Source organism: Arthrobacter sp. TmtSoilC48 (assembly GCF_059739425.1).
This window is the reverse complement of sequence record NZ_AP046049.1, coordinates 4,306,842-4,323,923: the sequence shown is the minus strand read 5'-3', so window position 1 is coordinate 4,323,923 and position 17,082 is coordinate 4,306,842. Positions and strand designations below refer to the sequence as shown.

Below are 17,082 nucleotides of genomic sequence, written 5' to 3'. Positions count from 1 at the left end.
CGGGGTTCGACCACTGTCGGCCGGCTATGCTCCGGCGTATCCTCTGCGATATGACCAACTCAACGTCTGGCGACAACACCCCCAACACTCCCGCCACTGAAGTCCTGGAGACCAACGAATGCTGGGAACTTCTCCGCGGCGTTTCAGTGGGCCGGCTTGCCGTGTGGGTGGACAACCACCCGGACATCTTTCCTGTGAATTACAAAGTGGACCACGGGACCATGGTTTTCCGCACAGGGGAGGGCACCAAGCTTCATGCAGCCCTTGGTGACGCTCCTGTTGCGATCGAGGCTGACGGTGTCGATGCGCAAACCGGAGTCGCCTGGAGCGTGGTGGTCAAGGGGCAGGCTTCCGCCGTGAAGCTGACGCAGGACGTGCTGGATACCATCGGCCTGCTGCTGTTTCCCTGGGAAGCGGGGCAAAAGGACCAGTTCATCCGCATTGTTCCATCGGACGTGTCCGGGCGTCGTTTCAAGGTGACGCCTCCTGCAACCTGGTGGACGCCACTGGATGATGCGCCCACAGCCAGGGGCGAGTAGCGCTTAACGCCGAAACCCGCTCTGTCCGCACTCAGACCGTTGTACAGTCAGGAGTTCGGACACGAGCGGGTTCCTTAGCAGTTAGAGCAGTTCCAGTTGGTCTGCCACCACCTTGCCGGCGTGGATCACCGTGCGGTCCTTGCCCCGGTCCATGACTGTGGAAGCCACAGTCTCGCCGTCCACCAGAAGCAGCTCGGCCGGATCTCCGACGTCGACGCCGGGACGGTGGGCAGTGTCCTTCAGCCTGGTAGCGCCGGGGTCAAGGATGCTCGCCCCACCGATGGTGGCGATCGCCAGGCAATGCTCGATTAACTCGTCCTTGCGGAAGCCATGGGTGAATGCGAGCTGCCAGGTGCGGTCCAGCATGTCCGTGTTGCCATAGGGGGACCAGTAGTCGCGCTGGCCGTCCTCGCCCAATCCATAACGCACCCCGGCCTCTGTCAGGAGCGGGATGGGCAACTGACCGGAAGCAGCGGGGGCAACCGAAGCCATGGATACGTCAAGTTCCGCGAAGGCATCAATGAGCCTGCGCGTGGTGGCCTCGTTGACGCTGCCTAGTTGGTAGGCGTGGGACATGGTGACCTTGCCCTGCATACCCAGCGCCCGCGTGCGTTCCAGCACGAGGTCGGTGCTGAAGACGCCCAGCTCGCCGGGCTCATGGAGGTGGATGTCGATTGGCACCTGGTACTTCTCAGCCAGGCCGAACACGATGTCCAGGTGTTTCGCCGGATCCCGGTCCAAGGTGCACGGATCAATCCCGCCCATGACGTTGGCACCCGCCTTCAGCGCCTCTTCCATGAGCTCCACCGTCCCCTCTTCAAGCAACAATCCAGCCTGCGGGAACGCGATGATATCCACGGAAGCCTGACCGGCGAACTTCTCCTTGGCAGCAGCAACGGCGTCGAAACGCTCCAGCCGGCAGTCCACATCCACCTGCGCATAAGAACGAACACGCGTAGTGCCACGGGCGATCATCCGGTTCAGGGTGTCATTGACGCGGTCCTGCAGGGGGACTTCGGCGTTGCGCCAGTTGAGGCGGTCGTTCATCATCATGGTCCATACACCCGGACCGCCGGTGTGCTCGCGGAACGGCAGGCCGATCCGGGTGGAGTCCAGGTGCACGTGGACGTCGGAGAAGGACGGCAGCAGGAGGCGTCTACGGCCTTCCACAACGGTCACGCCATCTGGAACGACGCGCTCAGGGTCATGAGGCTCGACGGCGGTGATCTTGCCGCCTGCTTCGCCCGCCGCAAGGGTGACGTCGCTGAGCGCGTTCCCCCAAGGACGGACGGCGCGGATCAGGGTGTTCAATGTTTGCTCCTTTGCTGGTGAATCTATGTCCTGCGTCTATTGCACGCCTGCCATGGCTGCCGCGGCCATACCTGTGTGGTGGCAAGCTGGCGCGGCGGGCTGGGCAGGCGTGGGAATCTGGTCGATGCAGCGTTGGCGCTGTTCCTCGGGAAGAGTGCCGATCAGAGGGCACCGGGTCCGGAAGACGCAGCCGCTGGGCGGATTGGCCGGTGCTGGGAGGTCTCCCCGGAGAAGGATTTTCACTTGCTCGCGGGCGGCCCTTGGATCCGGGAGGGGCACAGCAGAGAGCAGGGCCTTGGTGTACGGGTGCAGCGGGTTCTGGAAGAGCTCATCCCGGGGCCCCTGCTCCACGATCTTGCCCAGGTACATTACGGCAACTTCATGGGAGATGTGCCGGACCACGGAGAGGTCGTGGGCAATGAAGATGTAGGACACTCCAGTGTCGCGTTGGATCTGCTGCAGGAGGTTCACTACCTGCGCCTGCACCGAGACGTCCAAGGCAGATACGGGCTCGTCGCAGACAATTACCGATGGGTTGAGGGAGATGGCCCGGGCAATTCCGACCCGTTGCCGCTGCCCACCGGAGAACTCGTGCGGGAACCGGTTGTAGTGCTCAGGTTTGAGCCCCACTTGGTCAAGGAGTTCCTTGACCCGGTTCTTCAGGCCGCCCTGCGGATTGATCTTCTGCGCCACCATGGGAGCTGCAATCGCTGTGCCCACTGTCTGCCTCGGGTTCAGGGAGGCGAAGGGGTCCTGGAAGATCATCTGGACCTTGCGCCGGAAGTTGTACAGGTCCTTTCCGCGCAGCTGGCTGATGTCGGTGCCATCCACCATGATCCGGCCGCCCGTCGGGTCCATAAGCCGTGCCACCATGCGTCCCGTGGTCGACTTGCCGCAACCGGACTCACCCACGAGTCCCAAAGTCTGGCCTCGAGCGAGACTGAAGGAGACGCCGTCGACCGCTTTGACCGATCGCTTGGGAGCCCCTGGCAGGAGGCCGCCCTTGAGCGGAAAGTGCTTCTGGAGGTTCTCCACCTGGAGAATTGGTTGATGTTCCATGGCGGTCCTAACGCGAATTCCGAATGGTAATAATCTGCGGCCCGCTCAGGTGGCAGCGATTGCCATGCCCGTCGTCCACCGTAAACTCAGGCCTCTGCTTGGCGCAGACGCCGTCGCCCACGAGTTCGGCGTACTGGCACCTGGCGCTGAAGATGCAGCCTTTGGGCAGGTCAAGGAGCGACGGCGGCTGGCCGGGTATGGGGTTCAGCTGGCTCGCGGAGCCGTTCAGGGTAGGCATCGAATTGAGCAGGCCCAAAGTGTAGGGGTGCCGGGTGTCGTAGAAGATCTCGTCCACGGGACCCGATTCGACACACTGGCCGCCGTACATGACCAGGACGTCGTCGCAGATTTCGGCCACGACGCCGAGGTCGTGCGTGATGAGGATGAGCGCGGAATTGGTTTCCTCCTGCAGCTCTGACATGAGGTCCAGGATCTGGGCCTGGACTGTTACGTCCAACGCGGTGGTGGGTTCGTCAGCGATCAGCAGTTCCGGTTGACAGATCAGTGCCATGGCGATCATGGCCCTTTGGCGCATGCCGCCGGAGAAATGGTGCGGGTATTCATCGAAGCGCTGCTCGGGACTGGGGATACCCACCCTTCCCAGCATGTCGACGGCGGCTCTCCGGGCCTGCTTTTTGCTCGCCTTGTTATGGACGAGGTAGGCCTCGGCGATCTGGTGTCCCACGGTATAGAAGGGGTGGAGCGCCGAAAGAGGATCCTGGAAGATCATGCCGATGTTGCGGCCACGGAGTTGGCGCATGGCGGATTCGGGCAGCGTGACAAGATCCTTGCCCTGGAACATTGCCTGTCCGGTGACGTGGGCCGAGGTGCCCTTAAGGAGGCCCATGAGGGCTTGGCTGGTGACGGATTTTCCTGAGCCGGACTCGCCTACGATGCCAAGGGTCTTGCCGCGCTCCAGGGTGAAGTCCATCCCGTTAACGGCGGAGACCAGACCGTCATCCGTGGGGAACTTCACGGAGAGGCTTCGGACGTCCAGGAAGGGGGCGGTGGCCGTGGCGCCCGCTGGGCGGCGGGCAGGGGATGACGTCAGTGGTGTGTGGGTCATTGGAGCCTCACTCGGGGATCGATGGCGGCGTAGGCGAGGTCCACCAGAACATTGGCGACGATGACGAAGAACGCGGCCAGCATGGTGATGGCCATGGTTACCGGCAGGTCACCCGAGATTGCGGCGTGCACGGCAGTGAATCCCAGGCCGGGGACGGAGAAAATCTGCTCGGTAAGGACGGCGCCTCCCAGGAGCAAGCCGATGTCCATGCCAAGCATGGTGACAACAGGTGTGATCCCGGCACGGACGCCGTGCTTGAACGTGACGGTCCGGGGGGCCAGGCCCTTGGCGCGGGCAGTGCGGATGAAGTCCTCGCCGAAGGTTTCGATCATGTTGGTGCGGGTGACGCGGATGTAGGAGGCGCTGAACAGGACGGCCAACGCAATCCATGGCAGCAGGTAGTTCGCCACCCACGCGCCCGGCCCGTGTGGACCAAAGGGGCTATTGATCTCGTTGGTCGTGAACGGCAGAAGGTGCAGCTGGTTGACGAAGAGAAGCAGCAGGAAAAGGCCCGTCACCGGGATGGGCAGCGATACGCCCACCGAGGCCGCGCCGACGATGAACTTGTCCACGGGCGAGCCCTTGCGCAGCGCAGCGAGCAGGCCCAGCCCGACGCCGGTAATGGTCCACAGGATGAGGGCCCCAATGGCCATGGAGAACGTGTAGGGGAGCGAGCGGGCGATGATGTCCGCAACGCTCTCATTGGTCTGGAAAGACTTGCCCAAGCATGGCCATTCACAGAGCGTCTCGGCTCCGGGCGCACCAATCATGCGGGGTGAGAAAAGGCCGCGCATGTAGTCGATGTACTGGATAAAGAAGGGCTGGTCCATGCCCAGGGCAACGCGGGCCTCGGCCACGCGTTCGGGAGTGCATTCCTGTCCGCAGGCGGCGGCCGCGGGGTCCGAGGGGCCAAGCTGGAAGAGCGTGAAAGTGATGAAACTGACTGCGGCGAGCAGCAGGACCAACGATCCGGTCCTGCGAAGAATGAAAGTCATCATTGTGGTGGTTGCGGGGCCGCCTGCTGGAGCAGGCGGCCCCGCTTCTCCTTCTGGACTATGCCGATGTGTTGTCGAAGCCCGGTTAGTGCTCGACGCCGACGATCGAGAGGTCGATGCCGCCGAAGAAGTAGCCCACCTGGGCGTTACGGACGTTGGATCCCACCACGCTGTTGGTGTGGCTGCGGATGAGCGGGACGATGGGATACGTCTTCAGGGCCGTGCCGAACGCCTCGGACCACTTCTTGCCCAGCTCTTCAGAAGTACCGTCCGTGTTGCGCAGGTCAAACATCGTCTTGGAAACTACGGGATCGAAGTAGCGGGAGGTGTTGGAGAAGCCATAGCTGGTTCCTTCATTGTTCGGTCCCAGCAATGGGTCCGCTGATGTACGGACGGAGGCCGGATCGGCACCGCCGCACCAACCCGAGCGGCCCATGTCCGGAAGCTGTTCGCTGGCCAGGACCGAGTAGTAGTTCGGCGCGGGGATGGCCACCAGCTCAACATCGATGCCCAGGGCCTTCAGGTTTTGCTGGACTACGGTGCCGGTGTTCTTGAAGGCATCGCGGTTGTTGGCGTAGCCGTATGTGAGGGACTTGGGGTAGTCCTTGCCTTCAAGGAGCTTCTTGGCTTCCTCCAGCTTGGGCTTGCCGGCAGGATCCAGCTCCAGCTCAGTCTCGACGTAACCACGCATCTTGGAGTTCAGCGGGCTCTGGGTGATCTCGCCAAAGCGTCGTCCACCGTACTGCACCAGGATGGATTGGCGGTCCAAGGCCAGGGCGATTGCCTTGCGGACGTCCGGGTCCTTGATCTTTTCCGTGTTCAGGCTGAGGACATCGTTGCAGCCCAGAAGGCCGGACGCGACGCGATCCTTTACCTTGGCATCGGCCAGCTTGGCGGAATCCGAGGTCTGGAGAGCGCCGTTGGAATCGAGGGTAATGGCATTTGGATCCGAGTCAGCCAACAACTGCTGGCTAATGGTTGCCTGCGAGGTGGAGAGGGAGAAGCTGAAGGTATCCGGAAGGGCAGTGCGGTTGGAGTCCGTAGCGGGGTCCCAGTGCGGGTTGCGGACCAGTTTGAGCGACTTGCCACGGTTGTAGGACTCCACCATGTATGGCCCCGAAGACATCGGATGGTTGGTGTAGTCCAGCTTGGTGTCCTTGGCCTTCGGGACCGGGGCTGTATTGGAACGGGATGCCAGGGCCGGGAACTCCGCGAAGGGCTTCTTCAAGTGGAAGATGATGGTGCGGTCATCCGGCGTTTCCACTGCCTTGAGCACAGCGGAAGGATCCTTGTACGGCCCCTTGTACCCGCCGGCGTCGAGCGCTGAATTCAACTCCTGCGGCGCCTGGGTGAAGACATCCTGCGCGAAGGTGCGTTCCACGCCGTACTTGATATCGGCGGAGGTGATGGGTGTGCCGTCCTCAAACTTCACGCCTTCCTTGAGCGTGAACGTCCAGCTGAGGCCATCGTCGGAAACTTTGCCGGTGTCCGTCGCGAGGTCAGGGACCACTGTTGGTGGTTGGCCTGCGGTTTCCTTGGCCATGGTGAGGGTCCGGTAGTACAGCTGGCCCACATTGGCGGTCTGGACGTAGTTGCTGTTGCCGGGATCCAGGGTCTGGAAGTCCGAGGACATCAGGACGTTGAGGTTGCCGCCCTTGGTGTTGAAGCCGGACTTCACCACCACTGGTGCCAACTCCGTGACCGATTCTGCGGACTTGGTGTTGCCGGGCTGGTTCTGGCCAGCGGCGCAGCCTGTTGCGGCCATGGCAATCAGCACGGAAAGCGCCAGTGCTCTCGTGGGGGTTTTCATGATGCTCCTCTTGAAGGGGTTGGGTGGAGGGAGATGTTGGAAGTTAGTGGCGGGAAGCCTTGGGGTCCAGCGCGTCCCGGACGGCGTCGCCCAGGAGGTTGAACGCCAGGACGGTGACGATGAGCATGACGCCAGGCACGGCCAGGAACCATGGATCGCTGAGGTACCAGTTGCCGGATTGCGCGGCGTTCAGCATCTGGCCCCACGACGGTGTGGGGTCCTTGACGCCGACGCCCAGGAAGGAGAGGGCTGCTTCGGCAGAAATGTTGGTGGGGATCAACATGGTGGCGTACACCAGGACGACTCCCATGACGTTGGGGATGATCTGGCGGAACAAGACACTCAGGTGGGAGGCCCCGAAGGAACGGGCCGCTTCGACGAATTCGCGCTCGCGGAGGCTCAGCACCTGGCCTCGGACGATTCGGGCCAGATAAGCCCAGCCGAAGAATCCGAGGATGATCACCAGCGAGGCCATTGGCAGGAAGCTGCCTTCACCCAGCGGCGTGTCCCGGAGGCGCGACTGCAGGATGGGCGTCAGTGAGAGCACCAGTAGAAGGTGCGGAAAGGCAAGGAACAGATCCATGATGCGGCTGATGATGGCATCGGTCTTGCCACCGAAGTAGCCAGCGGCCGCACCGAGTACTGTTCCCAGAACTACGGACACGGCAGTGGACAGCAGTGCGATGGTGAGGGAAACCTGGCCACCGTAGGCAAGCCGGGCGAACAGGTCGCGGCCCAGGCCGGGTTCGACGCCCAACCAGTGCTCGGCCGATGGATACATGTAGCCGGGGAGCGGCAGGCCAGGCGTCTGGAAGTCGTCCAATACTTCGGGGCTGGTGTTGGACGTGAAGGGGTCATTGCCGGACATCGCGCTGAGTACGGGGGCAAGGATGGCGAACAGCATGATGGCCACCACGACGCACAGGCTCAGGAGTGCGATCTTGCTCCGTCGGATCCTCATCCACGCCGTGGCGAGCAGCGAGCGCGCCTCGGCGGTGGCTGCTTTGCCCTCTGGCGAGATTGCCGGAGTGGGCGGCGGACTGCCGGTATTCGGTTCGATGGACTGTAGCTGGGTCAACGGTTGTGCTCGTTTCATGATCCAGGGAGCTGACTCCGCGATTCTTGTATACCAAACTAGATTAGATCACGATTGATGCGATGTAAATCACAAATAATGTACTGTTTGGAATACCAGATAGCTATTTTGTTCGAGCAAAGGAGTGCACGTGCCCATCAAGGCAACTGCCCGCTACGTCCTGGGGCACAACAACGGGCAACACGTGCTGCTGGAGGATGCCTGCGTCGTCTACAGCGGCGACACCATTGAATACGTCGGGCACAACTACACAGGTCCCGTAGACGAGGAACTCAACCTCGGTGACGCACTGCTGATGCCAGGCCTGATCGACCTCGATGCCCTGACCGACATCGACCACCTCATCCTCGATAGCTGGGCAGGGCCGGAGCAGGCAAAGGGACACCAATGGTCCGAGGACTACTTCCGCAACCGCCGGGCGGATGTCTTTACCGCCGAGGAACGCCAACAGATCCGTGAGTACGCCCTCATCCAACTGGTCCTGCACGGCATCACCACCTACATGCCCATTGCGTCGGAGGTCCATTCCGAGTGGGCGGAGTCTTTTGAGGAACTCGTGGGTATGGCGGAGAGCAGCCGACGGCTGGGCTTGCGTGGCTACCTTGGGCCCGCATACCGCTCGGGCGTGAATGTCGTGTTGGAGAACGGCGAACGCTCGGTCATGTTCGACGTCGACCGCGGCCGTGAGGGGCTCGCGGACGCCTTGCGCTTCATTGACCATGCGACGGAGCTGAACGACCCGCTAATCAGCGGCGTCCTGCTCCCGTGCCGCATCGAGACCCTGGACATCGAACTGCTCAAAGCCACGGCGGCCGCTTCGGAAGAGCGGGACGTCCTGGTTCGCCTGCACTCCCTCCAGGGACTCGTGGAAAGGAAGCTCATCCTGGACCGGCATGGAGTCACGCCCCTGGAGCTCCTGGACCAAGTGGGCATGCTCAACGAACGTTTGCTGATCCCGCATGCCACGTACACTGACCGCAACCCAGCCGTGTTCGGAGAGGACCGCGGCGACCTCGCCCGGCTGGCAGACAGCGGCGCCAGCATTATCCACTGCCCGCTGACATCCATGCGCTATGGCAGCACCTTGGATTCCTTCAACGCATACAAGGCAGCAGGCATCAATATCTCCCTGGGTACCGACTCCTTCCCGCCGGACCTGGTCCGGGGCATCGACGCGGGCGTGCAGCTGGGCAAGATCCTGGCAGGCAACAACGACGCCGGCGACCTCGCCGGATACTTCGACGCCGCCACGCTCGGAGGAGCCCGGGCACTGCGACGAACCGATCTGGGCCGGTTGGAGCCCGGGGCCCAGGCAGACATGGTGGCCTTCTCCCTGGGAGACATCCGGGACGGGGTTCACGAAGACCCGCTAAGGACACTCACGCTCAACGGAACAGCCCGCCAGGCAGTGCTTTCAGTGGTGGCCGGCCGGACCATCATGGCCGATGGTCTCATGGAGGGAGTGGACCTGGATTACTGGCGGTCGAAGGCGCAGGAACTCTTCATCAGGATGCGCAACGCCTACACACTCAGGGATGCCCTGAACCGCCCCTCCGACGAGCTGTTTCCACCCGTGTATGCTCGGTTGGAACGCTGACCGGCGCCGGCCGGCGAATGGAGCGGACGCTGGCATGAAGGGAAGTTTGACAGTGGCTGAGGCGATGCCGGAAACCGGAAATGGCCGCGATGACGAAGCCCGTGCGGAGCACGTCTACCAACTTGTGTTGGAGGGAATCGTCACGGGCACCTTCGCACAGGGTGGGCGCTTGCGTGAACGGGAACTCTCCGAGATGTACGGCGTCTCCCGGATCCCCGTCCGCGAAGCCATTCAACGCCTGGAGAAGGATGGCTTCGTGGCCACCTTCCCGCGCCGCGGCGCCGTGGTCCGGCAACTCACGCTCACGGACGTCAACGAGCTCTTCGACGTTCGCCTTTGCTTGGAAACGTTCGCCGCGAGGATGGCTGCCACCCGCGTTGCCGAAGGCCATTCAAGCGGCCGGCTCGAGGAACTGATGGAATCCTCCAACGCCGCCATCGACGAGGATCGCGCAGACGACGTCGCGTTGATCAGTGCCGAGCTCCACGCCGAGATCGTCCGTCTCTCCGGCAACAGGCTGCTCATCGAGTCCGTGCAGCCGCTCTTTGGCCGCATGCGCTGGATCTTCGGACTGGCCCACAACCGCAGCAATGAGCTCCAACGGGACGAACACAAAGAGCTCTGCAACGCCATCCTGAAAGGCCGGCCGGACCTGGCGTACTCGCTGGCGTACACGCACATTGAACTCGGCAGGGAACCTGTACTGGCTGGCCTCGCGGAAACCCTGGAACCCTAAATTAGTCGTCCGCGTCCGGGTATTCGTCCACTTCGTCGTACCGGCCTGACTCCTCCACCTCAACCTCAAGGATCTTGAGCATCTCGGTGTCCGGGTTCAACATGATGGCGGCCTCATCCCTGCGGTGCTGCAGCACAGTGTCCAGATAGGACTGCACAGTCTCAGCCAGCGGGATGTAGCGGTCCTGCTTCTGGCTCATGTACCAGCGGTGCTCCAGGACCTCGTGCACCACTTCAGCCGGTTCCAGCTTGCCGGCAAGGTGCCTGGGGATGGACCGCACGATCGGCTCGAAGATCTGGCTGACCCATGCGTGGGCGCTGATTTCCTCATCCAGTTCAGGGTTGTTGTCTGCCCTGAACTGGTCCATATCGTTCAGCAGCCGCCGGGCCTGGTTCTCCTGGGCATCCAACCCGGTAAGCCGCAGCAAGCGCCTTTGGTGATGGCCGGCGTCGACGACTTTTGGCTGCAGCTGGATGGTTGAACCGTCCGCCGTGGTCTTGATCGCATATTCCTCGACGTCGAAGCCGAGCTCATTGAGCCGGCGGATGCGGGCGCCCACGCGCCAGCGCTCGCCGAGTTCGAAGGATTCCTTCTCCGTCAACTCAGCCCATAGCCTGCGGTAACTGTCCATGATGAGTTCACTGGTAGCCACGGGATCGACCTTTTCCTCGATGAGCCCGCCATCCAGGAGGTCCATCAGTTCGCCGGCGATGTTGACGCGGGCAATCTCGAGATCGTACTCGCGCTGGCCCATGGACAGGTCCGGGTAAAGCTCGCCGGTTTCGGCATCCACAAGGTACGCAGCGAACGCGCCCGCGTCACGACGGAACAGCGTGTTGGAAAGCGAGACATCTCCCCAATAGAAGCCAATGAGGTGCAGGCGGACAAGCAGCAACGCCTGGGCGTCGATGAGACGCGTTAACGTGTCCTTCCGGAGCATCTGCGAGAAAAGCGCCCGGTACGGCATGGAGAACTTCAGATGCCGCGTGACCAGCACCGGGTTCAGCGGCTTGCCGTCCGCGGTGGTCCGGCCAGTGATGACAGCAACCGGCTCCACGCAAGGAACGTCCAGCCGGGCCAGCTTGCGGAGCATGTGGTACTCATGGCGGGCCACGTGCTCCGAGGTTTCCTTGATGGCAATGACCGATCCACCCAAGTGCGCGAAACGCACGATGTGCCGGGAAATACCGCGGGGGAGGGCGGCGAGGTTCTCGGCCGGCCAGTCCTCAAGGGCAATGTGCCACGGCAGGTCCAACAACTCCGGATCCGCCGCGGCGGCAGTGATGTTAAGGGAACCGATAACGCTGGCCGGTGGTGCTGTGTCCTGCGCGCTGGCCGCCTCAGTCCGGGGGAGCTTGCCGATCTGCCCGTAGTCGGTCGGTTCGTCGTGCCACTGGGCTCCGTTTTGCTCGCTCATGCCTCAATTGTTCCGTACTCGCCGGTGTTGGCGTTCATTGCTGGGGGAAAGGGAGATTCGGGCATCGCGGACCACTGGACGTCCGGTGCTGCCTGGAAGGTGACGCCCTGCCTTGTGAGGCGCTCACCCAAGGCGCCAAGCCGACGTCGGAAGTCACCAAGGTCCCGCGCGTCCTGGGCCGACCACGCCACTTCCGCCAGGGAAACTGCCCTGGGGTACATGAGCCAGTAGGCCTGTTGGTTGTTCCGGACCGTCTCCGTCCACAACGGGCCTTCGACGCCCAGGATCCTGTCATCTTGCACGCCCCCTTGGGCGGGATTCCAGTCGTAGTACTCGGCCCACGTGAAAGGCCCACCGTCCACCCACTCAAGGCCGACGGGACTCGTTGCTTCATACTTCTGGTCCAGGTACGTGTTTGCCGCAGGGGACATGATCATCAAGGACCCCGTGGACTCTGCCTTCTGAACCAAAGGGGGGAGGTCGCCGAACCAATACTGCACGACGTCGCCCTCACGGAGGTCCACGGCGGCGTACTCGTTCCAACCCACCACTTTCTTGCCGGTCTCGGCGGCGATGCGGGCGAACTCCTGCGTCATGCTGACGTAATGCTCGTGATCCGTTACCAACGCTTCGTCACCCCCGATGTGCAGGTAGGGGCCGATCGTCATGGCCGCCATTTGTTCAAGGACTTCCCTGACGAACTCATACGTCACAGGAAGGGCTGCATCCAGCGTCGACCAGCCCACTGCTGCCGAGGTACTCATGCTTGCCGCATGGCCGTCCGGGTTGAGCTGCGGTATGGCTGCAAGGGCCGCATTGACGTGGCCTGGCAGATCGATTTCCGGGACCACCAGCACGTTCCTGGCAGCGGCGTATTCCTGGATCTCCCGGAGGTCCTGCTGGGTATAGAACCCCTCCCGGCCGCGGACTGGTGCGGCTGTGGGGAACTCCACCGCGCCTGCTCCGCCGATTTCCGTGAGCTTGCCATAATCCAGGCCCGATGGATTTTCCTCCGGCGTTCGGATCTCAATACGCCATGCCTGGTCATCCGTAAGGTGCAGATGCAGGGCATTGAGCTTGAACTGGGTCATGACATCTATCTGCTCCTTCACCTCTTCAACGGTGAAAAAGTTCCGGGCGACGTCGAGCATGAGTCCGCGATAGGCGAACCTGGGCGCGTCCTTAATCACGACGGCGGGAATCACCCAGGTGCCGCCGGTCGCGTCGTACGAATCCGTGCTGTTCGAATCCGTGTTGTTCGTATCGTCCGCACCGGTGAGGGAGTGTTCAATAGCAGGCGGGAACAACTGGCGGAGCGTTTGGACTGCGTTGAAGAGGCCAGCGGGGGTTGTTGCCGCGAGGCGTGCACCGGCATCGGTGACAGTCAGCTGATAAGCTTCCGGACCGCCGTCGAGCGTTTCCACGAACTCCAGGGCGATGTCTCCGGCGTCGGCTGTCCCGACGACGGGAAGAGCGAAACCTGTGCCGCGGCGAAGCAGCACCGCCAGCTGCTCCGCGACCGGGACGGCTGCCTCGCTTGCCGCGATCCGGGCCGTAGGGGCAAGCGTGAAGCCCTGACCGTCCGATGGCGCGACGTGTACGGGCCGGGGGATCAGGTTGTCCGTGGTGTTCATGCCGTTCTTTCTGCGGAAAGGTTAACGCGAGAGCGGCCCGACCGGGAAGGGTCGGGCCGCTGTCACAATGCGGATACTTCTGGTGGCTGGGCCCACGCCGGCAGGGTTCCCTGGCCGAAGCGGAGCGAGGTTAGGGTGCCGGTGGGGATTAGTCGCCCAGGCGCAGGCCGGTCTTGGTGTCGAACAGGTGTACGTGGCCGGACTGCGGACGAACGAAGATGGACTCGCCCTTCATCGGGGGGCGGCGGCCGTCAACGCGGGCAACGATGTCGTGGCTCTTGCCATCCAGGATGGTGTGGCCGTAGACGTAGGCGTCGGCGCCGAGTTCTTCGACGACGTCAACCTCAACCTGAAGGCCTTCGCCGTTGCCGACCGTCTCGAGGTCTTCCGGACGTGAACCAACAGTAACCGTCTGTCCGTGTGCTTCTTCGAGGACGTCGCGCTTGACCGGGTAAACGGTGCCACCGAACTGGACGCCGCCGTCGACGACCGGCAGTTCCAGCAGGTTCATGGCGGGGGAGCCGATGAAGCCTGCAACGAAGACGTTCTGCGGGCGGTCGTAAAGGTTGCGCGGGGTGTCAACCTGCTGGAGCAGGCCGTCCTTGAGGACTGCGACGCGGTCACCCATGGTCATTGCCTCAACTTGGTCGTGCGTCACGTAAACCGTGGTGACGCCGAGGCGGCGGGTCAGGGACGCGATCTGCGTACGGGTCTGGACACGGAGCTTGGCGTCAAGGTTGGAAAGGGGCTCGTCCATGAGGAAGACCTGGGGGTTACGGACGATTGCACGGCCCATGGCAACACGCTGGCGCTGACCGCCGGAGAGTGCCTTCGGCTTGCGGTCCAGGTACTGCTCGAGGTCAAGAAGCTTGGCGGCTTCGCGAACACGCTCGGCGCGCTCTTCCTTGGAGACGCCTGCAATCTTCAGCGCGAAGCCCATGTTGTCCGCAACAGTCATGTGCGGGTACAGGGCGTAGTTCTGGAAGACCATTGCGATGTCGCGGTCCTTCGGCGGAACATCCGTGACGTCGCGGTCACCGATCAGAATGCGGCCGGCGTTCACATCCTCAAGACCTGCGAGCATGCGCAGGGAGGTGGACTTGCCGCAACCGGAGGGTCCAACGAGGACCAGGAATTCGCCATCGGCGATGTCGATGTTGAGTTTATCGACGGCGGGCTTATCTGTGCCCGGGTACAGACGCGTTGCGTTATCAAAAGTAACTGTAGCCACAGTTATCAATCCCTTCACCGGCAGGTACGTGCCGGACGATCCGTTGTGAATGGTTCATTTTCTTCAGTTGAACTCCCCGGCCATTGGCCGGGGAGGATCGTGTGACGTCGCACGGTACTGTGCGTCACATCACGTTCAAGAGTATGTCAGACTTTTGGATTTACTGCGCAAATGTTACGAACGTCACATGTGACGCTGGTCCCGCTCATGCTTCCCAATGACGGGCTCATGCTTCGGCAGTGACTCGGCGGCGCTCCCGCAGGAGTGCTTCCAACAGTTCCGCAACCTGCACCGGGGCTTCCACCCGGTACTCTGCCTGCGTGAAATCCAAGCCCACCTTGATGCCGACGTCGTCGCCCATCAGCCGGCCCAAGGCGTCCTCATCGGTCACGTCGTCGCCGGCGAACAGAATGGCCGTGGCGCCGGTCGCTTGACGGAGGAACTCCACTGCCTCTCCCTTGGAAGCCTTGACAACGGAGGTCTCCAGCACGCGTTTGCCGGTTTTTACGTACACGCCAGGATGTTCGCGCAGAACCCGCGTGGCGGCCTCGACTGCATCTTCCGCAACGTCGTCGTCGGCAAGCCGTGTGTGAAGGACGACTCCGGCGGGCTTGTCCTCGAGCAACGTCCCTGGCGCGACATCGACGATGCCGGCCAGGACGTCGCGTACTGAAGCGAGCCGTGCACGCTGTTCATCATCCAACTCCAGGCCCACGGACCCTTCGCCCAGCCATACCTCCGCGCCGTGGCTGCCAATCAGCAACGTGTTCACAGGAGGCGAGGCGACCAGGCGCAAACTGTCCAGGGCGCGTCCCGAGATGAGTGCCGTCGTCGTGCGCGGCAGTTCAGCCAGGGCTTCCAAAGCCGCAGCCGATCGCGGAAGCGGCCGGGCGTCACCAGCATGGTCCACGATTGGGGAGAGGGTGCCGTCGAAGTCCAAGGCCACCAGGAGTTGGTCCGTGCCCGCGATACGCCGGATGGCGTCCAACAGTTCCGGGGACAAAGACAGGGGCGTCTGCTCAGCTGTCATCGCGCACCACCTTCTCCTCGAGGGCGGCCAGGAACTCCGCCGACCAATGATCGACGTCGTGGTCCAGGATCTGCTTCCGCATCAGCTTCATGCGGCGGCGGGCTTCCTTGGGGGAGAGGTTAACGGCCCGGAGAATGGCCGACTTAAGGCCGTCGATGTCATGCGGGTTGATCAGGAGCGCCTGCTTCAATTGGTCGGCAGCTCCCGCGAATTCACTCAGTACCAGCGCGCCGTCGTCCTCGGAACGGGCCGTCACGTATTCCTTGGCCACCAGGTTCATGCCATCGCGCAGCGCCGTGACCAGCATGACGTCCGCGGCCAGGTACAGCGCCACCATTTCCTCAACGGGGTAGCTGTGGTGCAGGTAGCGGACTGCAGTGTTCTGGATGGTGTCGTAGGTGCCATTGATATGGCCGACGGTGCCCTCGATTTCTTCGCGCAAAAGCCGGTACTGCTCCACGCGTTCGCGGCTGGGGCTCGCTACCTGTATGAGGGTGGCGTCCTCCACCTTGATGCTGCCCTCACGCAGGAGTTCCTCGAAGGCCTTCAGGCGGTGACCGATGCCCTTGGTGTAGTCCAGGCGGTCCACGCCAAGAAGGATAGTCTTCGGGTTGCCCAGGTCCTTACGGATCTGCTTGGCCCTCTCGATGATGTCCGGCCTCCCGGCCAACTCGCGGATCTGGTCCACATCGATGGAAATAGGGAAGGCCTGCGCCCGGGCAATGTGGGTGACCTCGCCGTCCGGGCCCTTTACATGCACTTGCTGCTGCTTGACGCTGGCGCCCAGGAAGCGGCGGGCAGAGCGCATGAAGTTGCCGGCATCGCTGGGACGCTGGAAGCCCAGCAGGTCCGCGCCCAGCAGGCCATCAATGATCTCGCGGCGCCACGGCAGCTGGGCGAAGATCTCCGGAGGCGGGAAGGGAATGTGGTTGAAGAAGCCGATCTTCAGGTCCGGCCGTGCCTCGCGGAGCATGCGGGGAACCAACTGGAGCTGGTAGTCCTGGACCCACACCGTCGCGCCGTCAGCGGCATGGCGGATGACGGCGTCGGCGAACTTCTTATTCACCTGGCGGTACGAATCCCACCACGTGCGGTGGAATTCCGGCGGGGCAATGACATCGTGGTACAGCGGCCAGATGGTCGCATTGGAAAAGCCCTCGTAGTACAGCTCGACATCGTGGCTGCTCAACTGGACCGGGACAAGATCCATCGCTTCGTGGCTGAAAGGGCGCACGGTTTCATCCGGGGCGCCATGCCAGCCCACCCACGCGCCGTCGGACTTGGTCATCATCGGTGCAAGCGCGGTAACCAGGCCGCCCGGTGAGCGTCGCCAGCCCCCGCCACCATCGCCGTTGCCATCGCTGCTGCAGCGATCGACGGGCAGGCGGTTGGACACCACCATGAAGTCGAACTTGCTCGCCGTTGGCTTCCTGGTGGGAGAGGCCCTAACGCCGTCTTCCGTCTTGAGTTTTTCGCTTGCCAAATCCTGCATTACTGCTCCCTGGGGTTGCTGTGACTCACCTCCCAGCCTACCGGCGGAATCATAGAGGGCGGTTGATCG

At 62.7% G+C, this 17,082-nt stretch carries 14 protein-coding genes; 3 read left to right on the top strand and 11 right to left on the bottom strand.

The genetic code is table 11. The annotated features are described in order from the left end of the window. Window positions 1–50 precede the first annotated feature (50 nt). Complete coding sequence (locus AC6I97_RS19885; protein ID WP_497946295.1) at window positions 51–539, top strand: pyridoxamine 5'-phosphate oxidase family protein; 489 nt, start codon at window positions 51–53, stop codon at window positions 537–539. Between the two features lie 81 nt (window positions 540–620). On the opposite strand, the gene AC6I97_RS19880 is transcribed toward AC6I97_RS19885, so the two are convergent. The 6 genes from AC6I97_RS19880 to AC6I97_RS19855 all read right to left on the bottom strand — a co-directional run bounded on the left by AC6I97_RS19880 (window position 621) and on the right by AC6I97_RS19855 (window position 7,876). Further along, window positions 621–1,850: an amidohydrolase family protein gene (locus AC6I97_RS19880; protein WP_497946291.1), complete on the bottom strand. Its 1,230-nt coding sequence runs from the start codon at window positions 1,848–1,850 to the stop codon at window positions 621–623. A gap of 36 nt (window positions 1,851–1,886) precedes the next feature. Further along, window positions 1,887–2,909 carry an ABC transporter ATP-binding protein gene (locus AC6I97_RS19875; protein WP_497946288.1) on the bottom strand — a complete coding sequence of 341 codons (1,023 nt, stop codon included), beginning with the start codon at window positions 2,907–2,909 and terminating at the stop codon, window positions 1,887–1,889. A gap of 7 nt (window positions 2,910–2,916) precedes the next feature. Beyond that, window positions 2,917–3,975: an ABC transporter ATP-binding protein gene (locus AC6I97_RS19870; RefSeq protein ID WP_497946285.1), complete on the bottom strand. Its 1,059-nt coding sequence runs from the start codon at window positions 3,973–3,975 to the stop codon at window positions 2,917–2,919. Continuing rightward, complete coding sequence (locus tag AC6I97_RS19865) at window positions 3,972–4,973, bottom strand: ABC transporter permease (protein WP_497946283.1); 1,002 nt, start codon at window positions 4,971–4,973, stop codon at window positions 3,972–3,974. The genes AC6I97_RS19870 and AC6I97_RS19865 overlap by 4 nt, the downstream gene beginning before the upstream one ends. Window positions 4,974–5,055: 82 nt before the next feature. Further along, window positions 5,056–6,780, bottom strand: a complete 1,725-nt coding sequence (locus AC6I97_RS19860) for an ABC transporter substrate-binding protein (protein WP_497946280.1) — start codon at window positions 6,778–6,780, stop codon at window positions 5,056–5,058. Between the two features lie 43 nt (window positions 6,781–6,823). Next, complete coding sequence (locus AC6I97_RS19855) at window positions 6,824–7,876, bottom strand: ABC transporter permease (RefSeq protein WP_497946277.1); 1,053 nt, start codon at window positions 7,874–7,876, stop codon at window positions 6,824–6,826. 130 nt (window positions 7,877–8,006) lie between these two features. On the opposite strand from AC6I97_RS19855, the gene AC6I97_RS19850 reads away from it, so the two are divergent. Then, entirely contained in the window at window positions 8,007–9,473 is a 1,467-nt protein-coding gene (locus AC6I97_RS19850) for a chlorohydrolase family protein (protein WP_497946276.1), read from the top strand. Window positions 9,474–9,507: 34 nt separating this feature from the next. After that, the gene (locus AC6I97_RS19845; RefSeq protein ID WP_224166519.1) at window positions 9,508–10,209 is read left to right on the top strand and encodes a GntR family transcriptional regulator; all 702 of its coding nucleotides are present in this window, start codon (window positions 9,508–9,510) and stop codon (window positions 10,207–10,209) included. Window position 10,210: 1 nt separating this feature from the next. Here the strand turns inward: AC6I97_RS19845 and AC6I97_RS19840 are convergent, their stop codons facing one another. The 5 genes from AC6I97_RS19840 to AC6I97_RS19820 form a co-directional block, all read right to left on the bottom strand. Continuing rightward, a complete protein-coding gene (locus tag AC6I97_RS19840) occupies window positions 10,211–11,626 on the bottom strand; it encodes a DUF4032 domain-containing protein (RefSeq protein WP_224166520.1) in 1,416 nt (471 codons plus the stop codon). After that, entirely contained in the window at window positions 11,623–13,260 is a 1,638-nt protein-coding gene (locus AC6I97_RS19835; protein WP_224166521.1) for a beta-N-acetylhexosaminidase, read from the bottom strand. The genes AC6I97_RS19840 and AC6I97_RS19835 overlap by 4 nt, the downstream gene beginning before the upstream one ends. Window positions 13,261–13,408: 148 nt before the next feature. After that, window positions 13,409–14,491: an ABC transporter ATP-binding protein gene (locus tag AC6I97_RS19830; protein WP_223935952.1), complete on the bottom strand. Its 1,083-nt coding sequence runs from the start codon at window positions 14,489–14,491 to the stop codon at window positions 13,409–13,411. Window positions 14,492–14,717: 226 nt separating this feature from the next. Beyond that, on the bottom strand, window positions 14,718–15,521 hold the full coding sequence (gene otsB / locus AC6I97_RS19825; RefSeq protein ID WP_497946270.1) for a trehalose-phosphatase: 804 nt from the start codon (window positions 15,519–15,521) through the stop codon (window positions 14,718–14,720). After that, window positions 15,511–17,013 carry an alpha,alpha-trehalose-phosphate synthase (UDP-forming) gene (locus AC6I97_RS19820; protein WP_275965182.1) on the bottom strand — a complete coding sequence of 501 codons (1,503 nt, stop codon included), beginning with the start codon at window positions 17,011–17,013 and terminating at the stop codon, window positions 15,511–15,513. Before AC6I97_RS19820 ends, otsB begins: the two co-directional genes overlap by 11 nt. Between the last annotated feature and the right edge of the window lie 69 nt (window positions 17,014–17,082).